Origin of the sequence: Pseudomonas sp. SWRI68 (genome assembly GCF_014269165.1) — a bacterium.
Lineage (GTDB): Bacteria > Pseudomonadota > Gammaproteobacteria > Pseudomonadales > Pseudomonadaceae > Aquipseudomonas > Aquipseudomonas capeferrum.
Window position 1 is genome coordinate 218431 of the sequence record NZ_JABWRU010000001.1, and the last position, 21749, is coordinate 240179.

Consider the following 21749-nt stretch of genomic DNA (forward strand, 5'->3'; position numbering starts at 1 on the left):
AGGGAGGTTGTGGCGGGTTGGGCAACTGACTAGTGTCTGCGACCGCTTGCTTCTCGTCGGCGAGCACTCTATGCACGTTGATTTCAATGTGCCATGTAACTATCTTATCGACCCACCTGAATGAGGGAGTCGATATTCCCTCGCGTGTTGTCTCGCCATGAGACCACCGTCAAACGGTGCCTACGAGGAAGGGAATGACCCTACTGGTAATGGATGAGCTGCTACGACTCAGCGAAATGGAGCGCTTTGAGGACTGGCTGGCTCACCTTAAAATCCTGACCCGCAAGCTGGGATACTCGAACTTTCTGATCGGTCTCAAGCCTGCGCCCACTGACGCCAATCAGCAGGTGCTGATCTACAGCGACTACCCTGATGCGTGGCGCACACGTTACGACGCCGAGTCCTACGCTGCGGTCGATCCGGTGGTTCAGCACTGCCTGAACGCAAACCGGCCACTGCTCTGGGACCGGGACAACTACCGCCGTCCCTCAGAGTCGGAATTCTTCGAAGAAGCCGCCGCACATGGCTTGCAGCAAGGCCTTGCGCTGCCCTTGCATGGTCCGCGCGGCGAGGCGGGCATGCTCTGCCTGAAACCCTCTGAAAGTGGTCCGCAAGCGACTGCTACGATGATCGAGTCCTTGCCTACGGCGACCCTGCTGCGCGATTACGCGATGGAGGGGATGCTCAAGGCGCGCATCGAATGCTCCACACCCGTGCACCTGACGAGCCGGGAAAAAGAGGTGCTGCAGTGGAGCGCAGCAGGCAAGACCACCTGGGAAATCTCGATGATTCTTTCGTGCACGACCTCGGCCATCGACTTCCACTTCAAGAACATCCGCCGCAAGTTCCAGGTCAGCTCGCGCCAGATGGCGGTACTCAAGGCCATCCAGCAAAAATCGATCACGCCCTGAGTGTCACTGCGGGCGTTGGGCCAGGTCGCTTTCCTCCAGGCGACCGCTGAGGTAAAGGCGCAGCAGGATATACACCGGCGCGGGCACTTGACTGGTGCATTCGATGCGGCTGGCGCAGGCCTGGCTGATGCCGAACCTTGACCAGAATTCGGTCTGGCTCTGCTTGAGGCCCAGGCGCAGGCTGATGGCTTGATGGGCGACCTCGCGCACAGCTGAGGTATTGAGTAGCTTCATCGGGAATCAATCCTGCAAAAGCCGAAAAATTAACAAGTCTGGTTAATGTCGGCCACCTCCCAAATTAGGTAGGATTTTATTTAACCGGCATGAATATACCGTGGGTGGCAATTCAAACCCCTGCCGGTAATTGCCACTATGCTTATCTCCATTGATCGCCGCACTAACATCGACCCGCAAGCGCTGAATGCCATGCATAAACTTCGGGCACGTATCTTCAAAGTTAAAAAGATGTGGGACATCCCGCTGATCAATGACATGGAGATCGATGGCTACGATGCGCTCGACCCCTATTACATGATCATCAACCGCGATGACGAGGCGGGCTATGTCTGTGGGTGCTGGCGGATACTGCCGACCACGGGCCCGAACATGCTGGCGCATACCTTCCCCGAACTGCTGCATGGGCATCCTGCACCGTGCTCCGACGCCATCTGGGAGCTCAGCCGCTTTGCCATCGAACTGCCGGACGGCAATCGGTTCGGCTTCTCCCAGGGCACCACGCAGGCCATTCATGCGATCGTCAATTATGCCATTGGCTGTGGCGTGGAACAGTTTGTCACGGTGACCACGGTGGGGGTCGAGAAAATGTTGATCCGCCTGGGGTTGGATATCAGCCGCTTCGGCCCGGCGTTGCAAATTGGTGTCGAGCGTGCGGTGGCGTTGCGCATCGAGTTGAATGAGAAGACGACCTCGGCATTGGAGGCGGCCATCAAGAATAACTGCCATTGAATAGGCCGCGGCTGCCGTGCGGCTGTTATATCAATACGTTGTAAGGCTGGTGAAGTGTCGAGCACAATACGTCGCCATAAAAAAAGCACCCCGAGGGGTGCTTCTTTATAACGCCAACGGTACTTAGCGCTTCATGCTCTCTGGCAGGTGCGGCTGGATAGCCGTCAGTACTGCCTTGAAGCACTTGATGTTGCCCGCGACGATGTGGCCCTTGTCGAGGAAGTCGTGGCCACCGTTGAAGTCGCTTACCAGGCCGCCTGCTTCTTGAATCAGCAGTACGCCTGCAGCCATGTCCCACTCGGACAGGCCCGACTCCCAGAATGCATCGAAGCGGCCGGCGGCGACGTAAGCCAGGTCCAGGCTGGCGGAGCCTGCGCGGCGGATGCCTGCCGTCTGGCCAGTCAGGGCACGGAACATGCCCAGGTAGTTGTCCAGGTCGGCCATCTGGCTGTCACGGAACGGGAACCCGGTGCCCAGCAGGGCGCCTTCCAGGCTGGTGCGCGAGCTGACGCGCAGGCGGCGGCCATTGAGTTGGGCGCCACGGCCACGGCTGGCGGTGAATTCTTCCTGGCGAACCGGGTCGAGAACCACAGCGTGCTCAAGGCGACCACGGTATTTGCAGGCGATGCTAACAGCGAAATGAGGGATGCCGCGCAGGAAGTTGGTGGTGCCGTCCAGTGGGTCGATGATCCACAGGTAGTCCTTGCCTTCTTCGCCGGTGCCCGCGTGCATGCCGGTCTCTTCACCCTGGATGGAGTGGTTCGGGTAGGCCTTGCGCAGGGCGTCGACGATTTTCTGCTCGGCGGCGCGATCGACTTCGGAAACGTAGTCCTTGGCCTCTTTCTCATCGACCTTGATGCTATCCAGGCGTTCGATGGAGCGGAAAATCAGTTCACTGGCGCTGCGAGCGGCGCGCAGGGCGATATTCAGCATAGGCTGCATGGGCGGGTCACCTGGAGATGTTAAAGAAGAAAGCCGATCATTCTAGCAGAAAACTTTGACGGCAGAAGTGTCACATTTGCTTTCATGGCGTTACGTCTGTCGGTTCTGTAAGATCGAAGGCCCTGATATCTGCCTCTGAGAGCACAACACCGTGCTGCAAAATATTCGTGTTGTTCTGGTCAATACCAGCCACCCCGGCAACATCGGCGGCGCTGCGCGTGCCATGAAAAACATGGGCTTGTCGCGTCTGGTGCTGGTGCAGCCAAAAGCGTTTCCCGATGCCGAAGCCAGTGCCCGGGCCTCGGGCGCCGACGATGTGCTGGGTAACGCCCAGGTTGTCGACAGCCTCGAGCAGGCGCTGGTCGGCTGTAACCTGGTGATGGGTACCAGTGCCCGCGAGCGCAGCATCCCCTGGCCATTGATCGACCCTCGCGAATGCGGGGCCAAGGCTGTGGAGCATGCGCTGGGCGGCGAGGAAATCGCCCTGGTGTTCGGTCGCGAACACGCCGGCCTGACCAACGACGAACTGCAGCGATGTCACTTCCACGTGCACATTCCCTCGAACCCCGACTTCAGCTCGCTGAATCTGGCCGCCGCGGTCCAGGTGCTCTCTTATGAGGTGCGCATGGCCTGGCTGGCAGCCGAGGATGCCCCGGCGAAAGTCGAGAAGGCCGACGCCAGCGAGCTGGCGACCATGGACGAAATGGAGCTGTTCTACGACCACCTGGAAAAGACCCTGGTGGACATCGGCTTCCTTGACCCCGAGAAGCCCAAGCACCTGATGGCGCGCCTGCGCCGGCTGTACGGGCGCAGCTCGGTGAACCGTCCGGAAATGAGCATTTTGCGCGGCATCCTCACCGAGACCCAGAAAGTGGCTCGGGGCGAACCGCATAAAAGGAAGGACTGACAGATGTTCGAACGCCTGCGTGAAGATATTCAAAGCGTATTCCATCGTGACCCGGCAGCGCGCAACGCTTTCGAGGTGCTGACCTGCTACCCAGGCATGCATGCCATCTGGCTGCACCGGCTGGGCAATGCCTTGTGGACGCGTGATTTCAAGTGGCTGGCCCGGCTGGTGTCGAACTTCGGGCGCTGGATGACCGGGATCGAGATCCACCCTGGCGCCACCATTGGCCGGCGTTTCTTCATCGACCACGGCATGGGGATCGTCATCGGCGAGACCGCCGAGATCGGCGACGACGTCACGCTTTATCAGGGTGTGACCCTGGGCGGCACCAGCTGGAATAAAGGCAAGCGCCATCCGACTCTGGAAAACGGCGTTGTGGTGGGGGCGGGGGCCAAGGTGCTGGGCCCGTTCACCGTCGGTGCCGGGGCCAAGATCGGCTCCAATGCGGTGGTGACCAAGGCCGTGCCGGCGGGGGCGACCGCAGTGGGTATCCCGGGCCGCATCATCGTCAAGAGCGAAGAAAACGAAGTCGAAGCCCGGCGCAAGGCCATGGCCGAGAAGATCGGTTTCGATGCGTATGGCGTCAGTGGCGACATGCCAGACCCGGTCGCACGCGCCATCGGGCAGATGCTCGACCACCTGCAAGCGGTGGATGAGCGCCTGGAGGGCATGTGCGGCGCGCTGACCAAGATGGGCAGCGACTACTGTGCCAAAGAGTTGCCGGCGCTGCCGGAGGATGACTTCACCGAGGCCGCCCAGCGCGACACTCAGTCGCATTGATCGCGTCGCGCTGAAGCCGTGGTGACATACGGGGCGTGTGCTCGCGCCCCTCGTCTGCTACAATCGCGCCCGCCTCCCGACATAAAACCCGACTAAAGCAGTAGGTCTAATAGTTGACTTAAATGCTCGGGAATCGCATACTCGCTCACATCCTGTAACTCCCGTGGTACCCAATAGCCATGCGACTGACTACTAAAGGCCGATACGCCGTGACAGCCATGCTTGACCTGGCGTTGCACGCGCAGCATGGGCCCGTGTCTTTGGCCGACATTTCCGAGCGCCAGGGCATTTCCCTCTCTTATCTGGAGCAGCTGTTCGCCAAGCTGCGCCGCAGCAGCCTGGTATCCAGTGTGCGCGGTCCAGGCGGTGGCTATCAGCTGTCGCGAGGCATGGAAACCATCCAGGTGGCTCAGGTCATCGACGCGGTCAACGAATCGGTCGATGCCACCCGTTGCCAGGGCCTTGGGGATTGCCATGCCGGTGATACCTGCCTGACCCACCACCTGTGGTGCGATCTCAGCCAGCAGATCCATGAATTCCTCAGCGGCATCAGCCTGGCCGACCTCGTCAAGCGCCGTGAGGTGCAGGAAGTCGCCCAGCGCCAGGACCTGCGTCGTGTCGCAGGCCGTTCCGCCCAGTTGGACAAGATTGAGACGTCCGCCGTCGACTGACCTTATAACAGCGACGAGCGACGCCACCGCCTGATAGGAGATATCCATGAAGTTGCCGATCTACCTCGATTACTCCGCGACCACCCCGGTCGACCCACGTGTCGCCCAGAAGATGGCCGACTGCCTGCTGGTCGACGGGAACTTCGGTAACCCGGCTTCGCGCTCCCACGTCTTCGGCTGGAAAGCCGAGGAAGCGGTCGAGAACGGTCGTCGCCAGGTCGCCGAACTGATCAACGCCGATCCGCGTGAAATCGTCTGGACCAGCGGTGCCACCGAGTCCGACAACCTCGCACTCAAAGGTGTCGCGCACTTCTATCAGACCAAGGGCAAGCACATCATCACCTCCAAGATCGAGCACAAGGCGGTCCTGGATACCGCTCGCCAGCTCGAGCGTGAAGGTTTCGAAGTCACCTACCTGGAGCCAGGCGAAGACGGCATCGTCACCCCGGCCATGGTCGAGGCCGTGCTGCGCGACGACACCATTCTGGTCTCGCTGATGCACGTCAACAATGAAGTCGGCTCGATCAACGACATCGCCGCCATCGGTGAGCTGACCCGCTCGCGCGGCGTGCTGTTCCATGTCGACGCGGCCCAGTCGGCCGGCAAGGTCGAGATCGATGTGCAGAAGCTGAAGGTCGACCTGATGTCGTTCTCGGCGCACAAGGTCTACGGCCCCAAAGGCATCGGCGCACTGTACGTCAGCCGCAAGCCGCGTGTGCGCCTCGAGGCAATCATTCACGGCGGTGGCCATGAGCGCGGCATGCGTTCGGGCACCCTGCCAACCCACCAGATCGTCGGCATGGGTGAGGCGTTCGCCATCGCCAAGCAAGAGATGGCCAGTGAAAACGTGCGCATCAAGGCCCTGAGCGACCGCTTCTTCAAGCAGGTCTCGGACCTCGAAGAGCTGTACGTCAACGGCAGCCAGACCGCCCGTGTGCCGCACAACCTGAACCTGAGCTTCAACTACGTCGAAGGCGAGTCGCTGCTGATGTCGCTGAAGGACATCGCGGTATCGTCCGGTTCGGCCTGTACCTCCGCTTCGCTCGAGCCGTCGTACGTACTGCGCGCTCTGGGCCGCAATGACGAGCTGGCGCACAGCTCGATCCGCTTCTCCTTCGGCCGCTTCACCACTGAAGAAGAAGTCGACTACGCCGCGCAGAAAGTCTGCGAGGCCGTTAACAAACTGCGTGAGCTGTCGCCGCTGTGGGACATGTACAAAGACGGCGTTGACATCTCCAAGATCGAGTGGGCCGCCCACTAAGCAGTCGCCGGCAAGAGCGGCTCCCTGATGAGGAAGGAATTGCACCATGGCATACAGTGAAAAGGTCATCGACCACTACGAAAACCCGCGCAACGTCGGCAAGATGAATGCCGAGGACCCGGATGTCGGTACCGGCATGGTCGGCGCGCCGGCCTGCGGTGACGTGATGCGTCTGCAGATCAAGGTCAACGAGCAGGGCGTCATCGAAGACGCCAAGTTCAAGACCTACGGCTGCGGTTCGGCCATCGCCTCCAGCTCCCTCGCCACCGAGTGGATGAAGGGCAAGACCTTGGACGAAGCCGAAACCATCAAGAACACCCAGCTGGCCGAAGAACTGGCGTTGCCGCCGGTCAAGATCCACTGCTCGGTACTCGCCGAGGATGCCATCAAGGCAGCCGTACGCGATTACAAGCAGAAGAAAGGCTTGATCTAAGTCGCCTGTTGCGAGGTAAGGAGTTCTGATGGCTATCAGCATGACAGAAGCCGCCGCCAACCATGTGCGGCGTTCCCTCGAGGGGCGCGGCAAGGGCGAAGGTATTCGCCTGGGCGTGCGCACCACCGGTTGTTCGGGCCTGGCCTACGTGCTGGAGTTCGTCGACGAGCTGGCTGACGAAGACACGGTGTTCGAGAACCATGGCGTCAAGGTGATCATCGATCCCAAGAGCCTGGTGTACCTCGACGGCACTGAACTGGACTTCGTCAAGGAAGGGTTGAACGAAGGCTTCAGGTTCAACAACCCCAACGTGCGCGGTGAGTGTGGCTGCGGCGAAAGCTTCAACGTCTGAGGCTGGCTGTGGGTACTCCTTGTCATTTCGCACTGTTTGACCTCCAGCCAAGCTTCCGCCTGGATCTCGACAAGCTGGCCACTCGCTACCGCGAGCTGGCCCGCGAAGTCCATCCTGATCGCTTTGCCGACGCGTCCGAGCGTGAGCAGCGCGTAGCGCTGGAAAAATCCGCAGCCCTCAACGACGCCTACCAGACCCTGCGTAATGCGCCGCGCCGAGCCCGCTACCTGCTGGCCATCGGTGGCCATGAAGTGCCTCAGGAAGTCACGGTCCACGACCCCGACTTCCTGTTGCAGCAGATGCAGTTGCGCGAAGAGCTCGAAGAGCTGCAGGACGAAGCCGACCTTGAGGGTGTCGGCGTGTTCAAGAAGCGCCTCAAGGTTGCCCAGGACACGCTGAACGAGGACTTCGCCGCCTGTTGGGACGTTGCAGACGAGCGCGAGAAGGCCGAGCGCCTGATGCGCCGCATGCAATTCCTCGACAAGCTCGCCCAAGAAGTGCGCCAACTGGAAGAGCGCCTCGACGATTAACCCGGTGTCTTTCGTGATGACGCCTAAGGTATTCAGATAAGCATGGCCCTACTGCAGATCGCCGAACCCGGTCAGACCCCTCAGCCGCACCAGCGTCGCCTGGCGGTGGGTATCGACCTGGGTACCACCAATTCTCTGGTCGCCGCCTTGCGCAGCGGTCGTAGTGAGCCCCTGCCCGATGCGCAGGGTAATGTCATTCTGCCGTCTGCGGTGCGCTACCTCGAAGGGCGCAGCGAAGTCGGGCAGGCTGCGCGCGATGCCGCTTCCAGCGACCCGCTGAACACCGTGCTGTCGGTGAAACGCCTGATGGGGCGTGGTCTGGCCGACGTCAAGCAACTGGGCGAACAGCTGCCTTACCGCTTTATTGGCGGTGAGTCGCACATGCCGTTCATCGACACCGTCCAGGGGCCGAAAAGCCCGGTGGAAGTGTCCGCCGATATCCTCAAGGTGCTGCGTGAGCGCGCCGAGCAAACCCTCGGCGGCGATCTGGTGGGGGCGGTGATCACCGTGCCGGCCTATTTCGACGACGCCCAGCGCCAGGCCACCAAGGACGCTGCGCGCCTGGCCGGCCTCAATGTGCTGCGCCTGCTCAACGAACCGACCGCAGCGGCCGTGGCCTATGGCCTGGACCAGAACGCCGAAGGCGTGGTGGCCATCTATGACCTGGGTGGCGGTACCTTCGATATTTCCATCCTGCGCCTGACGGCCGGTGTCTTCGAAGTGCTGGCCACCGGCGGCGATACCGCCTTGGGCGGCGATGATTTCGACCATGCCATTGCTGGCTGGATCATCGAGCAGGCTGGCCTGTCCTCCGATCTGGACCCGGCCACCCAGCGCCAGCTGCTGCAGGCCGCCTGCGCCGCCAAGGAAGCCCTGACCGATGCCGACGTTGTCAGCGTCCGCCACGGCGCCTGGCAGGGCGAGCTGAGCCGCGCGGCCTTCGAGACCATGATCGAGCCGTTGGTCGCCCGCAGCCTCAAGGCCTGCCGCCGCGCCGTGCGCGACAGCGGCGTCGAGCTGGAAGAGGTCGGTGCCGTGGTGATGGTAGGCGGTTCGACCCGCGTACCCCGCGTACGTGACGCTGTCGGCAGCCTGTTCGGCCGCACCCCGCTGACCTCGATCGACCCGGACCAGGTGGTGGCCATCGGTGCTGCCATCCAGGCCGACACCTTGGCTGGCAACCGCCGCGAAGGTGGCGAGTTGCTGCTGCTCGATGTCATCCCGCTGTCCCTGGGCCTTGAGACCATGGGTGGCTTGATGGAGAAAGTGATTCCGCGCAACACCACCATTCCGGTGGCGCGTGCCCAGGAATTCACTACCTATAAAGATGGCCAGTCGGCCATGATGATCCACGTGCTGCAGGGCGAACGCGAGCTGATCAGCGACTGCCGCTCCCTGGCGCGCTTCGAACTGCGCGGCATCCCGGCGATGGTTGCCGGCGCCGCGAAGATCCGCGTGACCTTCCAGGTCGATGCCGATGGCCTGCTCAGCGTCGCGGCCCGCGAACTGGGGTCGGGGGTCGAGGCCAGCATTCAGGTCAAGCCATCCTACGGCCTGACCGACGGCGAGATCGCCCGCATGCTCAAGGATTCCTTCGAGCACGCAGGCACCGACAAGCAGGCGCGTCAGCTGCGTGAACATCAGGTTGATGGCGAGCGTCTGCTCGAAGCGGTGCAGGGCGCCCTGGACGCCGATGGCCAGCGGCTGCTCAGCAGCGAAGAACGCGAAGCCATTGAATTCCAGATGCAAGAACTACGTGATTTGCTGGCCGGCACCGATGGCCCTGCCATCGAGCAACAGACCAAGCGTCTGTCGCAGGTGACCGACGCATTTGCCGCCCGTCGCCTTGATTCGACGGTCAAAGCCGCACTGGCCGGGCGCAACCTGAATGAGATCGAGGAGTAACCGATGCCGCTGGTGACATTCCTGCCGCATGAGAAGTTCTGCCCGGAGGGGCTGACCGTGGAGGTCGCGCCCGGGACCAACATCCTGGAGCTGGCCCACGACCATCACATCGAGATGGAAAGCGCCTGCGGTGGCGTAAAGGCCTGCACCACCTGTCACTGCATTGTTCGCAAAGGTTTCGACTCGCTCGATGAAGCCGACGAGCTGGAAGAGGACATGCTGGACAAGGCCTGGGGCCTGGAGGCCCAGTCGCGCCTCGGCTGCCAGGTAGTCGTCGGTGATCAGGACCTGACCATCGAGATCCCCAAGTATTCGCTCAACCACGCTGCCGAAGCGCCCCACTGAGGATTTTTGCATGAGTCTGAAATGGGTTGATGTACTTGAGATCGCCATCCAGCTTGCAGAAAGCAAGCCGGAAGTCGATCCTCGTTACGTGAATTTCGTCGATCTGCACCGCTGGGTGCTGGCATTGCCAGAGTTCAGCGACGATCCGTCACGCGGCGGTGAGAAAGTGCTCGAGGCCATCCAGGCGGCCTGGATTGATGAAGCCGACTAAGCGCGACGCTGCAGGTTAGGCAATCCCCTGGAACCCGCGTATAATTCGCGGGTTTAATTTTTCGCAACACTCATATTTCTGGAGTTTTCCATGGCTGTTCAACGTACTTTCTCGATCATCAAGCCTGACGCAGTTGCCAAAAACGTCATCGGCAAGATCACCACTCGCTTCGAAGACGCCGGCCTGAAAATCGTTGCCTCGAAAATCAAGCGACTGTCCAAAGCCGAAGCCGAAGGCTTCTACGCTGAGCACAGCGAGCGCGGCTTCTTCGGCGACCTGGTTGCCTTCATGACTTCCGGTCCGGTTGTCGTTCAGGTTCTGGAAGGCGAAAACGCAATCGCTCTGAACCGTGAGCTGATGGGCGCTACCAACCCTAAAGAAGCTGCTGCCGGCACCATCCGTGCTGACTTCGCCGAGTCGATCGACGCCAACGCCGTTCACGGTTCGGACTCCGAAGCTGCCGCTGCTCGCGAAATCGCTTACTTCTTCGCTGCTACCGAGGTAACCACTCGCTAAGCGAAAGCTTACGGGTGAGGGTGAATCCATGACGACATCTACTGGCAAAATCAACCTGTTGGGCCTGACCCAGCCGGAAATGGAACAATTCTTCGACTCTATCGGGGAGAAGCGCTTCCGTGCCGGCCAGGTGATGAAATGGATTCACCATTTTGGCGTCGATGATTTCGCCGCCATGACGAACGTCGGCAAGGCCTTGCGCGAAAAGCTCGAGGCTGTTGCCGAAATTCGCCCACCGGAAGTGGTCAGTGAAGACATTTCCGCCGACGGCACCCGTAAATGGGTGATCCGCGTTGCCTCCGGCAGCTGCGTCGAGACCGTCTACATTCCCACCGACGACCGCGGCACTTTGTGCGTCTCGTCGCAAGCCGGCTGCGCCCTGGATTGCAGTTTCTGCTCCACCGGCAAGCAAGGCTTCAACAGCAACCTCACCGCCGCCGAAGTGATCGGCCAAGTGTGGCTTGCCAACAAATCCTTCGGGACCGTCCCGGCCAAAGTCGACCGCGCGATTACCAACGTGGTCATGATGGGCATGGGCGAGCCTCTGCTGAACTTCGACAATGTCATCGCCGCCATGAAGATCATGATGGATGATCTGGGCTATGGCATTTCCAAACGGCGCGTCACCTTGTCCACCTCGGGCGTGGTGCCGATGATCGACGAGCTGGCCAAGCACATCGACGTGTCGCTGGCCCTGTCGCTGCACGCGCCGAACGACGCGCTGCGCAACCAGTTGGTGCCGATCAACAAGAAGTACCCGTTGAAGGTGCTGCTGGAGTCGTGCATGGGCTACATGGCCACCCTGGGTGGCAAGCGCGTGCTGACGGTCGAGTACACCCTGCTCAAGGACGTCAACGACCAGCCCGAGCACGCCGCACAGATGATCGAGCTGCTGCGCGACGTGCCGTGCAAGATCAACCTGATCCCGTTCAACCCGTTCCCGCATTCCGGTTACGAGCGTCCTAGCAACAATGCTATCCGCCGCTTCCAGGACCTGCTGCACCACGGCGGCTTCAACGTCACCACCCGTACCACCCGTGGCGAGGACATCGACGCCGCTTGTGGTCAGCTGGTCGGCCAGGTCAACGACCGCACCCGCCGCAGTGAGCGCTACATCGCCGTGCGCCAGTTGTCTGCCGACGCCGAGCTGCCAGACAGCGCCGCGCGCCACTGACCGAGAACCTAGCCATGAGCCTGCGCGCCGCGCTGTCGATCCTTGCGCTTTTGCTGCTGGCCGGCTGCGTGTCGGGCGGCGCGGGCGATCCGCTGGCCAGTCGGCAGGGGCGGGAAGAGGCGGGCAGGGCTTATGTGCAGCTTGGGCTTGGGTATTTGCAACAAGGCCTGACCGAGCAGGCCAAGGCGCCGCTTGGCAAAGCCCTCGCCCTCGACGCCAGCGATACCGGCGCACACGCCGCCCTGGCGCTGGTGTTTCAGGCGCAGGGTGAGCCGGGGCTGGCCGAGAAACACTTTCAAAAAGCCCTGCAGGCACGCCCTGGCGATACGCGAATTCGCAACAATTACGGCAGTTTCCTTTATGCTCAGGGGCGATTTGCCGAGGCCAAGCAGATGTTTCGCCTGGCCAGCGCCGATACCCTGTATCCTGAACGCTCCCGTGTGTACGAGAACCTTGGCCTGACTGCCCTGAAGCTCGAACGTCGTGACCAGGCCCACACATATCTGTTCAAAGCGTTGCAACTCAACCCGCAGCAACCGAAAGCGTTGCTGGAAATGGCTGAGTTGTCCTACGAAAACAGGCATTATGTGCCGGCCCTGGACTACTACGATCGTTTCAGCCGGTTGAGCGACCATGACGCCCGTAGCCTTCTGCTGGGCAGCCGCCTTGCCCGGGTATTCGACGAGCAGGGCACACTGGCCGACCTGGGCCAGCAATTACAACGACTTTATCCCGGTACGCCGGAATATCAGCAATACCTGTCGGAGCAACGATGAACGCCGCGCATCCCGAAGTAGCAGTAGCGCCTGGCCAGAACCCCGGTGAGCTTTTGCGCCAGGCCCGTGAGAAGCGGGACTGGTCACAAGCCGAGGTGGCCCGCAAGCTCAACCTCACTGTCAGTTCGTTGAACCACGTGGAAACCGGCGCCTTCGACAAGCTGCCCGGGCACACCTTCGCCCGTGGCTATATCCGCGCCTATGCCAAACTGATGGACCTGGACCAGGCCGCGTTGGTCGAGGCCTTCGACCAGTACACCGGTACCCACGCCAAGGGCAGTGAAGTGCATTCGCTGGGCCGCATCGAAGAACCGGTGCGCCTGTCGCACAACATCCTGCGCGGTGTCAGCCTGTTGCTGCTGGTGGCAGTGGTCGGTGGTGGTTTCGTTTGGTGGCAGGACCAGGGCAGCTTGCGGGGCAAGGACCTGGCCAAGATCGCCCTCGAGCACGTCGAGGTCGAGAGCGCCGACGGCACCACGCAGATCCACCCGCTGGACGAGCCTGAAGACCAGGCCGTGACGGCAGGCCAGCAACCCGAAAGCGCACCGTTGCCGCTGGAGCAGGCCGCTGGCGAACAGCCGCTTGCCGCCGCCGAGCAAGTGCCGGCCAGCCCTGCGCAAACCCCAGCTGCAAACGCAACGCCAGCCCCGGCCGCGCAGGCACAAGTGCCCGCCGCAGCCACTGCGCCAACGCCAGCACCTGCTGCAGTAGCACCTGCTGCCACGGCACCTGTCGCGGCTGCCCCTGTGGTAGCCGCCGCCGAGCCGGCCGCACCGGTCGCAGTACCTGCCGGTAGCGCCAAGGTCGCCATCCAGTTCACTGCCGATTGCTGGACCCAGGTCTCCGACGGCAACGGCAAGGTGCTGTTCAGCGCCGTCAAGCGCAAGGGCGACAACCTCGAGCTGACCGGCAAACCGCCGTTCGCGGTACGCCTGGGCTTTGCCCGTGGCGCCCAGGTCAGCTACAACGGCCAGGCCGTCGATGTTGCTCCGTTCACCAGTGGCGAGACTGCTCGCCTGAAGTTGGGACAGTAAGTTATGCACGGCGAATCTCCGATCAAACGTCGCGAATCCCGCAAAATCTGGGTCGGCAATGTGCCGGTGGGTGGTGATGCGCCCATCGCGGTGCAAAGCATGACCAACACCGACACCAACGATGTCGACGCCACTGTCGGCCAGATCCAGCGTCTGGTCGATGCCGGTGTCGACATCGTGCGCGTCTCGGTACCGGACATGGACGCCGCCGAAGCGTTTGGCCGCATCAAGCAACGGGTCAGTGTACCGCTGGTCGCCGACATTCATTTCGACTACAAGATCGCGCTGCGCGTGGCCGAGCTGGGTGTCGACTGCCTGCGTATCAACCCGGGCAACATCGGCCGTGAAGACCGTGTACGCGCGGTGGTCGATGCCGCCCGTGACCGCGGTATCCCGATCCGTATCGGCGTCAACGCCGGCTCCCTGGAAAAGGACCTGCAGAAGAAGTACGGCGAACCGACCCCAGCGGCGCTGGTCGAGTCGGCGCTGCGCCATGTCGAGCACCTGGACCGCCTGGATTTCCAGGACTTCAAGGTCAGCGTCAAGGCCTCCGACGTGTTCATGGCCGTCGAAGCCTATCGCCTGCTGGCCAAGCAGATCATCCAGCCCCTGCACCTGGGCATCACCGAAGCCGGTGGCCTGCGTTCGGGGACGGTGAAATCCGCCGTCGGCCTCGGTATGCTGCTGGCCGAGGGCATCGGCGATACCATTCGTATCTCCCTGGCCGCTGACCCGGTCGAAGAAGTGAAGGTCGGCTACGACATCCTCAAGTCGCTGCACCTGCGTTCGCGTGGCATCAACTTCATCGCCTGCCCGAGCTGCTCGCGGCAGAACTTCGATGTGGTCAAGACCATGAACGAGCTGGAAGGGCGCCTGGAAGACCTGCTGGTGCCGCTGGACGTGGCGGTGATCGGTTGTGTGGTCAACGGCCCCGGCGAAGCCAAGGAAGCCCATGTAGGGCTGACCGGCGGTACGCCAAACCTGATCTACATCGACGGCAAACCGGCGCAGAAGCTGACCAATGACAACCTGGTCGATGAGCTCGAGAAGCTCATCCGCCAGAAAGCGGCCGAGAAGGCCGAGGCCGACGCGGCGCTGATCGCCCGTGGCTGACACACAGCATTCGTAAGGACTTTTCGTGAGCAAATCGCTGCAAGCCATCCGTGGCATGAACGACATCCTGCCAGAACAGTCGCCACTGTGGCGCTACTTTGAAGGCACCGTGGCCGGTCTGCTGGATACCTACGGGTACAGCCAGATCCGCACGCCGATCGTCGAGTTCACCGAGCTGTTCAAACGCTCCATCGGTGAAGTGACCGACATCGTCGAAAAAGAGATGTACACCTTCGAGGACCGCAACGGCGATTCGCTCACCCTGCGCCCTGAAGGTACCGCCGCCTGCGTGCGTGCCGTGCTGGAGCATGGCATCACCGGCAACGGCCAGGTGCAGAAACTGTGGTACATCGGCCAGATGTTCCGCCACGAGCGCCCGCAGAAAGGCCGTTACCGCCAGTTCCACCAGATCGGCGTGGAAGTGTTCAACCTCGATGGCCCGGACATCGACGCCGAGCTGATCATGCTGACCTGGCGCCTGTGGGGCCTGCTGGGCATCCAGGACGCGGTCAAGCTCGAGCTCAACAGCCTGGGCACCAGTGAAGCCCGTGCGCGCTACCGTGATGCGCTGGTCGAGTTCCTGTCGGCACGCCTTGAGCAGCTGGACGAAGACAGCCAGCGTCGCCTCAAGAGCAACCCGCTGCGCATCCTCGACAGCAAGGACCAGAACACCCAGGCGGTGCTGGTCGGTGCACCGAAGCTCGAAGATTACCTGGACGAAGCGTCCCGCGTGCACTTCGAGGGCCTCAAGGCCCGTCTGGATGCGGCCGGCATCCCGTTCGTGATCAACACCAAGCTGGTGCGTGGCCTGGACTACTACAGCAAGACCGTGTTCGAGTGGGTGACCGACAAGCTCGGCGCCCAGGGCACCGTCTGTGCCGGTGGCCGCTACGACGGCCTGGTCGAGCAGATGGGCGGCAAGCCGACCACTGGTGTAGGTTTCGCCATGGGTATCGAGCGCCTGATCCTGCTGCTGGAGACCCTGGGCAAGGTGCCCGAGTCGATCAGCCGTCAGGTCGATGTCTACCTCTGCGCCTTCGGTGAACAGGCAGAGCTGGCTGGCCTGCGCCTGTCCGAAAGCCTGCGTGATCGCCTGCCGGGCCTGCGCCTGGTGGTCAACGCCGGTGGCGGCAGCTTCAAGAGCCAATTCAAGAAAGCCGACAAGAGCGGCGCGCTGTTGGCCCTGATTCTTGGCGACGACGAGTTGGCCAAGCAGGAAATCGGCGTGAAGCCCCTGCGTGGCCAGGGCGAACAACAGAACATTGCCTGGGATGCTCTGGCTGAGCACCTGGAAACCGCAATCGCTCAGGCGTAACGCGGTTCAACAAGCGAATAGGCGAAAAGGAGTATTGGGGTGTCGAGTACAGATGATGATGACCTGGCAGGGGTCAAGGACTGGTGGAACCGCAACGGCAAGCCACTGCTGACCGGTGCCCTGCTGGCCGGCGTGGTGGTGTTGGGCTGGAATACCTGGCACAAGTACCAGGACAACCAGTCGCAAGGTGCCTCGCAGCTGTACCAGGCATTGCTTGAGACCAGCCTGACGCCAAGCGGCCAGCCAGACGCGACCAAGGTCGCGGAACTGGCCGGCAAGCTCAAGAGCGAATTTGGCGGTACCGCCTACGCCCAGTATGGCAGCCTGTTCGTGGCCAAGGTCGCAGTCGAGAGCGGCAAGCTCGACGACGCCGCCGCCGAGCTCAAGGGTGTGCTGGACAAGCCTGCCGATACCACGCTGGGCGAAATTTCGCGCCAGCGCCTGGCCCGTGTACTGGCTGCCCAGGACAAGGCCGATGAGGCCCTCAAGCTGCTCGACGGCGACGCCGACAAGGCGTTCCTGGCCAGCCGCGAAGAATTGAAGGGTGACCTGCTGGTACAGCTTGGTCGCGCCGACGATGCCCACAGCGCTTATGAAAAAGCCAAGGCCGCGCTGTCCGATGAAGCGGCGGTCGGTGGCCTGCAATTGAAGCTGGATGACCTGGCCAAAGGGGACGCCTGACGTGATCGGTTGGAAACAAGCAGCAGTGCTGACCCTGGCCGTTCTGGCCGCGGGTTGCAGCAGCAACAGCAAGAAGGAACTGCCCCCGGCCGAGCTGACCAAGTTCACCGAGGAAGTGGTACTGAAGAAGCAGTGGAGCCGTTCGATCGGTGACGGCCAGGGCGAGACGTACAACACCCTGGTACCGGCCATCGAAAACGACCGTATCTACGCCTCCGACGTCAACGGCGAAGTTTTCGCCCTCGACCGCATCACCGGCGACGTGGCCTGGAAAAAAGACCTCGACCTGCAGGTGTCGGGCGCTGTCGGTGTGGGTTACGGGCTGGTCATGCTCGGTACCCTCAAAGGCGAAGTCATCGCGCTGGACTCCAGCACCGGTGAAGAGCGCTGGCGCTCACGCGTGACCAGTGAAGTGCTGGCACCACCGGCCAACAATGGTGACGTGGTGGTGGTGCAGACCCAGGACGACCGCCTGATCGGCCTCGATGCCGCGACCGGCGACCGCCGCTGGATCTATGAAAGCACCCCGGCCGTGCTGACCCTGCGGGGCACCGGTGCGCCGATCGTGACCAACCGCATGGCGGTTGCCGGCCTGTCCACCGGCAAGGTGATCGCGGTGGATATCAGCAACGGCGTGCCGGTGTGGGAGAGCCGTGTGGCCATCCCGCAGGGGCGTTCCGAGCTGGACCGCGTAGTGGATATCGACGGCGGCTTGCTGCTGTCCGGTGGTACCCTGTACGTCAGCACCTACCAGGGCCGCGTAGCGGGCCTGGACCTGGAAAGCGGCCGTGTGCTGTGGCAGCGTGATGCTTCCAGCTACGTGGGTGTCGCCCAGGGTTACGGTAACGTCTATGTCAGCGAAGCCTCGGGTACCGTTGAAAGTGTCGACGAGCGCTCTTCCAGCGCCCTGTGGACCAACGATTCCATGGCTCGCCGTCAGCTGTCGGCACCGGAAGTGTTCTCCAGCTACGTGGCTGTAGGTGACTTCGAGGGTTACCTGCACCTGCTCAGCCAGGTCGATGGCCGCTTCGTCGGCCGCGAGCGAATCGACAGTGATGGCCTGCGCGCCCGGCCCCTGGTGGTCGGCGACACCATCTACGTCTTCGGCAACAGCGGCAAGCTCGAGGCACTGACCGTCCGCTGAAGCTAAGCTCAAGTCCGCCAACGGGCTTGAGCCGCGGTGTAGGAAACGCCGCACAAACTCCGGCCGCTGCCTTGCAGCGGCCTTTGCATTTTCAAGAATTCAAGAGTGGAGAGCCGCATGGTTCCCGTAATCGCCCTGGTGGGACGGCCGAACGTCGGCAAATCCACCATGTTCAACCGCCTGACCAAAACCCGCGATGCCATCGTCGGTGACCTGTCGGGTTTGACCCGTGACCGCCAGTATGGTGATGCCTCCTGGCAGGGTCGTTCCTTCATCCTGATCGACACCGGTGGTATCACCGGTGACGAAGTGGGCATGGACGAGAAGATGGCCGAGCAGTCGCTCATGGCCATCGAAGAAGCCGACTATGTGCTGTTCCTGGTCGATGCCCGTGCGGGCATGACCGCAGCAGACCTGATGATCGCCGAGCACCTGCGCAAGCGGAACAAGTCGGCGATTCTGGTCGCCAACAAGATCGACAACATCGACCCTGACGTCGCCCGCGCCGAGTTCTCGCCGATGGGCATGGGCAACGCCATCCCGGTGGCGGGCTCCCAGGGCCGGGGTATCAGCGCCCTGATGGAAGCCGTGCTTGGCCACCTGCCGCGCGATGCCGAAGACGAAGCGCTGGACCAGGACGTCGCCGAAGGCGAGGAAGCCGTGCGCATCCCTGGCCCGAGCGAAAAGGATGGCATCAAGATCGCCATCATCGGCCGCCCGAACGTCGGCAAGTCGACCCTGGTCAACCGCATGCTCGGCGAAGAGCGCGTGGTGGTCTACGACGAGCCGGGTACTACCCGTGACAGTATCTACATCCCGTTCGAGCGTGATGGCGACAAGTACACCTTCATCGACACCGCCGGGGTGCGCAAGCGCGGCAAGATCCACGAGGAAGTCGAGAAGTTCTCGGTGGTCAAGACGCTGCAGGCGATCAAGGACGCCAACGTCGTGATCTTCGTCATGGATGCCCGCGAAGGGGTGGTCGACCATGACCTGAACCTGCTGGGCTTCGCCCTCGAAGCCGGCCGCGCCATCGTCATCGCCCTGAACAAGTGGGATGGCATGGAGCCGGGTGAGCGCGCCTACGTGAAGACCGAGCTGGAGCGCCGGCTGTTCTTCGTCGACTTCGCCGACATCCACTTCATTTCCGCGCTGCACGGCACGGGCGTGGGCAACCTGTACAAGTCGGTACAGGCCGCGTTCATGTCGGCGGTAACCCGCTGGCCGACCAGCCGCTTGACGCAGATCCTCGAAGACGCCGTGAGCGAGCACCAGCCGCCACTGGTCAATGGCCGCCGCATCAAGCTGCGCTATGCGCACTTGGGGGGTGCCAACCCGCCGCTGATCGTGATCCACGGCAACCAGACCGACAGCATTCCCAAGTCGTACTCGCGTTACCTGGAAAACACCTATCGCCGCGTGCTCAAGCTGGTCGGTACGCCGATCCGTATCGAGTACAAGGGGGGTGAAAACCCGTACGAGGGCAAGAAAAACACCCTCACCGATCGCCAGGTCAACAAGAAGCGCCGCTTGATGTCGCACCACAAGAAGGCCGAGAAGAAGCGCCGCGACAAGCGCTAACTAGCGGCAAGCTACAAGCTCAAAGCTGCAAGAAGAAGCAGACGGTGATGCATGCCGCTTTTTCTTGTGGCTTGAAGCTTGTAGCTTATAGCTCTCAGTCCCCAGGAAAGAGGGCTCCATGATCCGCAGCAAACTGCCGAATGTCGGCACGACCATCTTCACTACCATGTCCCAGCTCGCCGTGCAGACCGGTGCGCTCAACCTCTCCCAAGGTTTCCCTGACTTCAATGGCCCGCAGGCCCTGCTCGATGCAGTGGGCCGGCATGTGGCCGCCGGGCATAATCAGTACGCGCCGATGACCGGCCTGCCGGCCCTGCGCCAGCAGGTAGCGGCCAAGGTCGAGCGCCTGTATGGGGCCAAGGTCGATGCCGATCAGGAAGTGACCATCACCCCCGGTGCCACCGAGGCGATCTTCTGTGCCATTCAGGCGGTGATCCACAGCGGTGACGAGGTGATCGTCTTCGACCCTTGTTACGACAGCTATGAGCCTTCCGTAGAGCTGGCCGGCGGACGTTGCGTGCATGTACAACTCAGTGACGGCGACTTCCGCATCGACTGGCAGAAGTTCAGCGATGCCCTGAGCCCGCGCACACGCATGGTCATCCTCAATTCGCCGCACAACCCCAGCGGCGCGTTGATCACCCGAGAAGACCTGGACCAGTTGGCGCGGCTGATTGCCGAGCGCGATATCTACCTGGTCAGTGATGAAGTCTACGAACACCTGGTCTACGACGGTGTAGCCCACGCCAGCGTACTGGCCCATGCCGAGCTGTATAGCCGTGCCTTCGTGGTCAGTTCGTTTGGCAAGACCTACCATGTGACGGGGTGGAAGACCGGCTACGTGATTGCGCCAGCGGCCCTGAGTGCAGAGCTGCGCAAGGTGCACCAGTACGTCAACTTCTGCGGGGTGACGCCTTTGCAGTGCGCGCTGGCGGACTTCATGGCCGAGCACCCCGAGCACCTCGCCCAACTGCCCGGCTTCTACCAGGCCAAGCGCGACCTGTTCTGCAACTTGCTGGCGGGTTCGCGCTTCAGTTTCCGCCGTGCGGCCGGCACCTACTTCCAACTGGTGGACTATTCGCAGATCCGCCCGGACCTGAACGACGTCGACATGGCGCTGTGGCTGACCCGCGAGCATGGTGTGGCGACCATTCCGGTGTCGGTGTTCTACCAGCAACCTATCCCCGAGCAACGCCTGGTGCGCCTGTGCTTTGCCAAACGTGAGGAGACGCTGCGTCAAGCAGCGGAAAAACTATGCGCGATCTGAGTGCACTGCCCAACCTGAAAATCGCCCTGGTGCAAACCACCTTGGCCTGGCATGACCGCGAGGCCAACTATGCGCATTTCGAGGTATTGCTCGACCAGGCGGGTGATGTTGACCTGGTGATCCTGCCCGAGATGTTCACCACTGGGTTTTCCATGGAGTCGCAACGCCTGGCCGAGCCTGAGAACGGCCCGACCTACAAATGGCTCAAGGCCCAGGCCAAGCGGATCGACGCAGTGGTCACCGGCAGCGTGATCATCCAGGCCGCCGATGGCAGCCACCGCAACCGCTTGCTTTGGGCACGGCCGGATGGCGAGATCCTGCACTATGACAAGCGCCACCTGTTCCGCATGGCCGGTGAGCATAAGCACTACACCCCGGGCGAGCGCCAGGTGCAGTTCGAGATCAAGGGCTGGCGGGTGCGCCCGTTGATCTGCTACGACCTGCGTTTCCCGGTGTGGAGCCGCGATGCCCAGGACACCGACCTGTTGCTGTATACCGCCAACTGGCCGGCCGCGCGCCGCCAGCACTGGAACCGCCTGCTGCCGGCCCGGGGCATCGAGAACCTGTGTTATGTGGCGGCGGTGAACCGCGTGGGCACCGATGGCAAGGGCTTCGCTTATTCGGGTGACAGCCAGGTGTTGGACTTCCAGGGCGAGAGCCTGCTCAGCGCGGGCGAGGCGGATGGGGTGTTCACGGTGGTGTTGCGGGCGGCGGAGCTGGCGGCTTACCGCAGCAAGTTCCCGGCTAACCTGGATGCTGATACTTTCGAGCTTCACTGAGTCAGCACCGGCCCTTGTGTAGGAGCGGCCTTGCCGGGGCGCCGGACCGGTCGGAACGGGCCGCGAAGCGGCCCCAGAATATTGGCGGCAGCGCTGAAATCGATGGGGCCGCTTCGCAGCCCGTTCCGACCGGTCCGGCGCCCCGGCAAGGCCGC

General features: G+C 62.2%; 25 protein-coding genes. 23 read left to right on the forward strand and 2 right to left on the reverse strand.

Annotated elements, in window-relative coordinates; all coding sequences use genetic code 11:
- Window positions 1-194 precede the first annotated feature (194 nt).
- A complete protein-coding gene (locus HU770_RS00920) occupies window positions 195-911 on the forward strand; it encodes a LuxR family transcriptional regulator (RefSeq protein WP_050506134.1) in 717 nt (238 codons plus the stop codon).
- A 3-nt stretch (window positions 912-914) separates the two neighbouring features.
- Here the strand turns inward: HU770_RS00920 and HU770_RS00925 are convergent, their stop codons facing one another.
- Window positions 915-1145 carry a hypothetical protein gene (locus tag HU770_RS00925; RefSeq protein WP_027595536.1) on the reverse strand — a complete coding sequence of 77 codons (231 nt, stop codon included), beginning with the start codon at window positions 1143-1145 and terminating at the stop codon, window positions 915-917.
- 138 nt (window positions 1146-1283) lie between these two features.
- On the opposite strand from HU770_RS00925, the gene HU770_RS00930 reads away from it, so the two are divergent.
- Window positions 1284-1877, forward strand: a complete 594-nt coding sequence (locus HU770_RS00930; protein WP_186662908.1) for an acyl-homoserine-lactone synthase — start codon at window positions 1284-1286, stop codon at window positions 1875-1877.
- A gap of 123 nt (window positions 1878-2000) precedes the next feature.
- Here the strand turns inward: HU770_RS00930 and suhB are convergent, their stop codons facing one another.
- The gene (suhB, locus tag HU770_RS00935) at window positions 2001-2819 is read right to left on the reverse strand and encodes an inositol-phosphate phosphatase (protein WP_033701193.1); all 819 of its coding nucleotides are present in this window, start codon (window positions 2817-2819) and stop codon (window positions 2001-2003) included.
- 151 nt (window positions 2820-2970) lie between these two features.
- Here suhB and trmJ point away from each other — a divergent pair, with 151 nt between their 5' ends.
- The 21 genes from trmJ (at window position 2971) to HU770_RS01040 (ending at window position 21594) form a co-directional block, all read left to right on the forward strand.
- Window positions 2971-3726 carry a tRNA (cytosine(32)/uridine(32)-2'-O)-methyltransferase TrmJ gene (gene trmJ, locus HU770_RS00940; protein WP_033701191.1) on the forward strand — a complete coding sequence of 252 codons (756 nt, stop codon included), beginning with the start codon at window positions 2971-2973 and terminating at the stop codon, window positions 3724-3726.
- A gap of 3 nt (window positions 3727-3729) precedes the next feature.
- Window positions 3730-4506 (forward strand): serine O-acetyltransferase, encoded by a 777-nt coding sequence (gene cysE, locus HU770_RS00945; protein ID WP_186656967.1) that lies wholly within the window; start codon window positions 3730-3732, stop codon window positions 4504-4506.
- 179 nt (window positions 4507-4685) lie between these two features.
- Complete coding sequence (iscR, locus tag HU770_RS00950) at window positions 4686-5177, forward strand: Fe-S cluster assembly transcriptional regulator IscR (RefSeq protein ID WP_027595541.1); 492 nt, start codon at window positions 4686-4688, stop codon at window positions 5175-5177.
- A gap of 46 nt (window positions 5178-5223) precedes the next feature.
- Window positions 5224-6438, forward strand: coding sequence for an IscS subfamily cysteine desulfurase (locus tag HU770_RS00955; protein WP_033701189.1), 1215 nt, complete (start codon window positions 5224-5226; stop codon window positions 6436-6438).
- Window positions 6439-6484: 46 nt separating this feature from the next.
- On the forward strand, window positions 6485-6871 hold the full coding sequence (gene iscU, locus HU770_RS00960) for a Fe-S cluster assembly scaffold IscU (protein ID WP_003248539.1): 387 nt from the start codon (window positions 6485-6487) through the stop codon (window positions 6869-6871).
- Window positions 6872-6899: 28 nt separating this feature from the next.
- Complete coding sequence (gene iscA, locus HU770_RS00965; RefSeq protein ID WP_033701188.1) at window positions 6900-7223, forward strand: iron-sulfur cluster assembly protein IscA; 324 nt, start codon at window positions 6900-6902, stop codon at window positions 7221-7223.
- Window positions 7224-7231: 8 nt separating this feature from the next.
- Entirely contained in the window at window positions 7232-7753 is a 522-nt protein-coding gene (gene hscB, locus HU770_RS00970; protein WP_033701187.1) for a co-chaperone HscB, read from the forward strand.
- 42 nt (window positions 7754-7795) lie between these two features.
- Window positions 7796-9658: a Fe-S protein assembly chaperone HscA gene (gene hscA / locus HU770_RS00975; RefSeq protein ID WP_186656973.1), complete on the forward strand. Its 1863-nt coding sequence runs from the start codon at window positions 7796-7798 to the stop codon at window positions 9656-9658.
- Window positions 9659-9661: 3 nt separating this feature from the next.
- Window positions 9662-10003, forward strand: a complete 342-nt coding sequence (gene fdx, locus HU770_RS00980; RefSeq protein WP_186656975.1) for an ISC system 2Fe-2S type ferredoxin — start codon at window positions 9662-9664, stop codon at window positions 10001-10003.
- A gap of 10 nt (window positions 10004-10013) precedes the next feature.
- Window positions 10014-10214: a Fe-S cluster assembly protein IscX gene (gene iscX, locus HU770_RS00985; protein ID WP_003248529.1), complete on the forward strand. Its 201-nt coding sequence runs from the start codon at window positions 10014-10016 to the stop codon at window positions 10212-10214.
- A gap of 90 nt (window positions 10215-10304) precedes the next feature.
- Window positions 10305-10730, forward strand: coding sequence for a nucleoside-diphosphate kinase (gene ndk / locus HU770_RS00990; RefSeq protein ID WP_186662909.1), 426 nt, complete (start codon window positions 10305-10307; stop codon window positions 10728-10730).
- A gap of 28 nt (window positions 10731-10758) precedes the next feature.
- The gene (rlmN, locus tag HU770_RS00995) at window positions 10759-11904 is read left to right on the forward strand and encodes a 23S rRNA (adenine(2503)-C(2))-methyltransferase RlmN (RefSeq protein WP_033701180.1); all 1146 of its coding nucleotides are present in this window, start codon (window positions 10759-10761) and stop codon (window positions 11902-11904) included.
- A gap of 14 nt (window positions 11905-11918) precedes the next feature.
- Complete coding sequence (gene pilW / locus HU770_RS01000) at window positions 11919-12680, forward strand: type IV pilus biogenesis/stability protein PilW (RefSeq protein ID WP_186662910.1); 762 nt, start codon at window positions 11919-11921, stop codon at window positions 12678-12680.
- Window positions 12677-13714 (forward strand): RodZ domain-containing protein, encoded by a 1038-nt coding sequence (locus tag HU770_RS01005; RefSeq protein WP_186656980.1) that lies wholly within the window; start codon window positions 12677-12679, stop codon window positions 13712-13714. The genes pilW and HU770_RS01005 overlap by 4 nt, the downstream gene beginning before the upstream one ends.
- Before the next feature lie 3 nt (window positions 13715-13717).
- Window positions 13718-14827: a flavodoxin-dependent (E)-4-hydroxy-3-methylbut-2-enyl-diphosphate synthase gene (gene ispG, locus HU770_RS01010; RefSeq protein ID WP_033701177.1), complete on the forward strand. Its 1110-nt coding sequence runs from the start codon at window positions 13718-13720 to the stop codon at window positions 14825-14827.
- A 25-nt stretch (window positions 14828-14852) separates the two neighbouring features.
- Window positions 14853-16142 (forward strand): histidine--tRNA ligase, encoded by a 1290-nt coding sequence (hisS, locus tag HU770_RS01015; protein WP_186656982.1) that lies wholly within the window; start codon window positions 14853-14855, stop codon window positions 16140-16142.
- A gap of 39 nt (window positions 16143-16181) precedes the next feature.
- Window positions 16182-16823, forward strand: coding sequence for a tetratricopeptide repeat protein (locus HU770_RS01020; RefSeq protein WP_186656985.1), 642 nt, complete (start codon window positions 16182-16184; stop codon window positions 16821-16823).
- A 1-nt stretch (window position 16824) separates the two neighbouring features.
- Window positions 16825-17967, forward strand: a complete 1143-nt coding sequence (gene bamB / locus HU770_RS01025) for an outer membrane protein assembly factor BamB (protein WP_033701523.1) — start codon at window positions 16825-16827, stop codon at window positions 17965-17967.
- A 117-nt stretch (window positions 17968-18084) separates the two neighbouring features.
- A complete protein-coding gene (gene der / locus HU770_RS01030; RefSeq protein ID WP_033701174.1) occupies window positions 18085-19548 on the forward strand; it encodes a ribosome biogenesis GTPase Der in 1464 nt (487 codons plus the stop codon).
- Between the two features lie 118 nt (window positions 19549-19666).
- Window positions 19667-20815 (forward strand): pyridoxal phosphate-dependent aminotransferase, encoded by a 1149-nt coding sequence (locus HU770_RS01035; protein WP_186662911.1) that lies wholly within the window; start codon window positions 19667-19669, stop codon window positions 20813-20815.
- Complete coding sequence (locus HU770_RS01040) at window positions 20803-21594, forward strand: amidohydrolase (protein ID WP_033701169.1); 792 nt, start codon at window positions 20803-20805, stop codon at window positions 21592-21594. Before HU770_RS01035 ends, HU770_RS01040 begins: the two co-directional genes overlap by 13 nt.
- The last annotated feature ends 155 nt before the right edge of the window (window positions 21595-21749 follow it).